Source organism: Streptomyces sp. SM1 (assembly GCF_002910825.1).
Taxonomy (GTDB): Bacteria; Actinomycetota; Actinomycetes; order Streptomycetales; family Streptomycetaceae; genus Streptomyces; species Streptomyces okerensis.
The window spans coordinates 1-3,322 of the sequence record NZ_NEUB01000196.1 but is presented as its reverse complement, the minus strand read 5'-3'; the positions used below and the strand labels follow the sequence as shown (position 1 = coordinate 3,322).

Annotated in this window: 3 protein-coding genes; 2 read left to right on the top strand and 1 reads right to left on the bottom strand. The window is 70.4% G+C overall.

Annotation, left to right across the window (positions count from 1 at the left end; translation table 11 throughout):
- Window positions 1-425, bottom strand: a 425-nt coding sequence (locus B9S61_RS04540; protein WP_103541034.1) for an SseB family protein, incomplete at its 3' end; no start/stop codon positions are given.
- A 199-nt stretch (window positions 426-624) separates the two neighbouring features.
- Here B9S61_RS04540 and B9S61_RS04535 point away from each other — a divergent pair.
- Complete coding sequence (locus B9S61_RS04535; RefSeq protein ID WP_103541033.1) at window positions 625-2,070, top strand: glyceraldehyde-3-phosphate dehydrogenase; 1,446 nt, start codon at window positions 625-627, stop codon at window positions 2,068-2,070.
- A 250-nt stretch (window positions 2,071-2,320) separates the two neighbouring features.
- Window positions 2,321-3,202 (top strand): hypothetical protein, encoded by an 882-nt coding sequence (locus tag B9S61_RS04530; RefSeq protein WP_258039548.1) that lies wholly within the window; start codon window positions 2,321-2,323, stop codon window positions 3,200-3,202.
- The last annotated feature ends 120 nt before the right edge of the window (window positions 3,203-3,322 follow it).

The window sequence follows — 3,322 nt, the reverse complement described above, 5'->3', positions numbered from 1 at the left end:
TCCGGCAGCTCCGGAACGCTCACCGGGATGACCTCTCCCGGCTGCACCCCCTCCGAGGTGAGCGTGAGGCGGTGCTCGGAGCTGCCGTCGATGGTCAGCGACAGGTCGTCGGCCGGCCACTGGGCGGCGAGCGCGCCGAGCGGTACCAGGCGGTAGCGGGAGACGAACGGCAGCAGCCCGGCCATCTCCAGCTCGGACGTGAACACGGGCACCACGTGGTCGCCGCCCGGCTGCTCCAGCACCGGCAGCGCCACGGCGCCGGGGTCGACGGCCTCCTCGTCGCCCGCGTCGTCGGGAACCGGGATCAGTACGTCGCTGTCGGCGAGAGCGTTCAGCGCCGCCGTGTCCTCGGTGTTGTCGGACAAGGTGTCCAGGGCCCGCTGGGCGGGCGTGGGGGCGTTGTTCTCGTGCGCAGGAGTTTCCATGGCAGATTCCCTGGTTGCGATGGTCGTGCGGCCCGCCCGGGACCAAGATCCGCCCCGGGCACAGTGCTGCACGCGTACCCGGTCGCATGTCGCGCAACCCTGCGAATCGCGGCCGCTTCCCCGCCTGCGGGCACCCCCTCCGGACCGCCCGGCCGACATGGCTATCATATGAGCACCCTCTAGCTCGAAAGATGATCCTGTGACTGTCAACGAAGACTCGTTCACCCATTGGAAGCACCGCGAGGAGATCGCGGAGTCGATGATCCCGATCATCGGGAAGCTGCACCGCGAGCGGGACGTGACCGTCCTGCTGCACAGTCGCTCATTGGTGAACAAGTCGGTGGTCAGCATCCTCAAGACCCACCGCTTCGCCCGGCAGATCGCCGGTGAGGAGCTGTCGGTCACCGAGACGCTGCCCTTCCTCGAGGCGCTCACCACCCTCGACCTGGGTCCGTCCCAGATCGACATCGGCCTGCTCGCCGAGGCGTACCGCGCCGGCGAGCAGGACCGGTCCGTGGCCGAGTTCACCGCGGAGGCCGTCGCCGGAGCGACCGGCGCCAACAAGATCGACCGCCGCGAGCCGCGCGACGTCGTTCTCTACGGCTTCGGCCGCATCGGCCGCCTGCTGGCCCGGCTGCTCATCGAGAAGTCCGGCTCCGGCAACGGTCTGCGGCTGCGCGCGATCGTGGTCCGCGGGGGCGGCGAGCAGGACATCGTCAAGCGGGCCTCGCTGCTGCGCCGGGACTCCGTGCACGGCCAGTTCCAGGGCACGATCACCGTCGACGAGGCGAACAGCGCCATCGTCGCCAACGGCAACACCGTCAAGGTGATCTACGCGAACGACCCGTCGGAGATCGACTACACGGCGTACGGCATCAAGAACGCCATCCTGATCGACAACACCGGTATGTGGCGCGACCGCGAGGGTCTGTCGAAGCACCTGCGCCCCGGTGTCGACAAGGTGGTGCTGACCGCGCCCGGCAAGGGCGACGTGCCCAACATCGTGCACGGCGTCAACCACGACACCCTCAAGCCGGACGAGCAGATCCTGTCCTGCGCGTCCTGCACCACCAACGCGATCGTGCCGCCGCTGAAGGCGATGGCGGACGAGTACGGGGTGCTGCGCGGGCACGTGGAGACGGTCCACTCGTTCACCAACGACCAGAACCTGCTGGACAATTACCACAAGTCGGAGCGCCGCGGGCGTTCGGCGCCGCTGAACATGGTGATCACCGAGACGGGTGCCGCCTCGGCCGTCGCCAAGGCGCTCCCGGACCTGGACGCGACCATCACGGGCAGCTCGATCCGGGTCCCCGTGCCGAACGTCTCGATCGCGATCCTCAACCTCCAGCTGGCCCGCGCGACCAGCCGCCAGGAGGTCCTCGACCACCTGCGCAACGTGTCGCTGACCTCGCCGCTGAAGCGTCAGATCGACTTCATCAGCGCGCCCGACGCCGTCTCCAGCGACTTCGTCGGCTCGCGGCACGCCTCGATCCTGGACGCCGGCGCGCTGAAGGTCGAGGGCGACAACGCGATCCTCTACCTCTGGTACGACAACGAGTTCGGCTACTCCTGCCAGGTCGTCCGGGTCGTCCAGTACGTCTCCGGTGTGGAGTACCCGACGTACCCGGCGCCGGAGGTCTGATCCGTACGTCCACTGCCGCGCGGGCGGAACGACGGGGTGGGGCAGGGCCGACGAGATGTCCGGCCCCGCCCCGGTCTGCCCGCCCGACCGGCGGTAAGGGCCAGATCGGTAACGATCGACCCGTCCGGGTCACTGGCGCATCCACAGTTCCTAGTCTTCGCACATGTCCCTCTTCAGCAGTCGCACCAGCAGACGTCCCCGAATCGCATTGGCCCTTGATGACGCCGAACTGGCGCGTGTACTGGGGAAGTTGAGCAAGCGGGGCGGGAGCGGCAAGTCTGCCGACGTGGCGCTCGTCGCCACCCTGCTGGAGGAGACCGGGGACGACTGGGACCGCCGCAGCCACCGGACATCGGTTCTGGCCGAGGCGACGGCGGACACCGGGGTCGGTTCCGCCTGGGTGGCCAGGGAGCCGGACAACGCCGACGCCCTGGTGTTCCACGCCTGGTCCCAGCTGGCGCGCGGGCTGCGGGAGGGGCATCTGGAGGACGCCGGGCACCTGCTCTCCCAGTGCCACCAGGCCGCCGAGCTGCGGCCGGAGGATCCGCTGCCGTGGGTCGTCCTGATCGGCGTGTCGCGCATCGAGCGGTACGGCATGAACGACGTCAACGCCGTCTGGCGGGAGGCGAGCACCCGCGACCGCTGGCACCGTGAGGCGTATCTGCAGATGCTCGCCTATCTGTCGCCGGAGGAAGGCGGTTCCAGCGCGTCCGTGCTCGACTTCGTCGACGTGGTGCGTGCCCGGATTCCGGCCAACGCCCCGTGTGCGGCGGTGGAGTTGACCGCGGCCGTCCGCCAGTACCAGGGGCTGCTGGCGCAGGGCGGCGTACGGGCCATGACGGCCGGTCAGCTGTGGCAGGGCGGGCAGATCGCCGCGGCGCTGGAGCAGGCGGCCTCGCTGTGGGTGAAGCCGGGGTTCTTCCAGCACGCGGCCGCGGCGGCGGATCTGAACGTGCTGGCGTACGCGCTGTGCGCGGCCGGACGCGCCGCCGACGCGCATCCCGTGTTCGAGGCGCTCCAGGGTGTGGTCACTCCGTGGCCCTGGGACGTCGACGGGCCGGCCGTCCAGCGGTTCGAGCAGCACATGGGCAAGTCGGAGCGGGGACGGCAGGGGGGCATCGGAGGGGCGTGACCCGTACGGCCCCGGCCGGGGCCGCCCCTGCGGCCCCCTCCGACCGGGCGTTGTCCCCTGGCGCCGCCGCCGTGCGGTGCCCGTCGTGCAGCCGGACGGCGTCTGCTCGCGCCGGGGGCG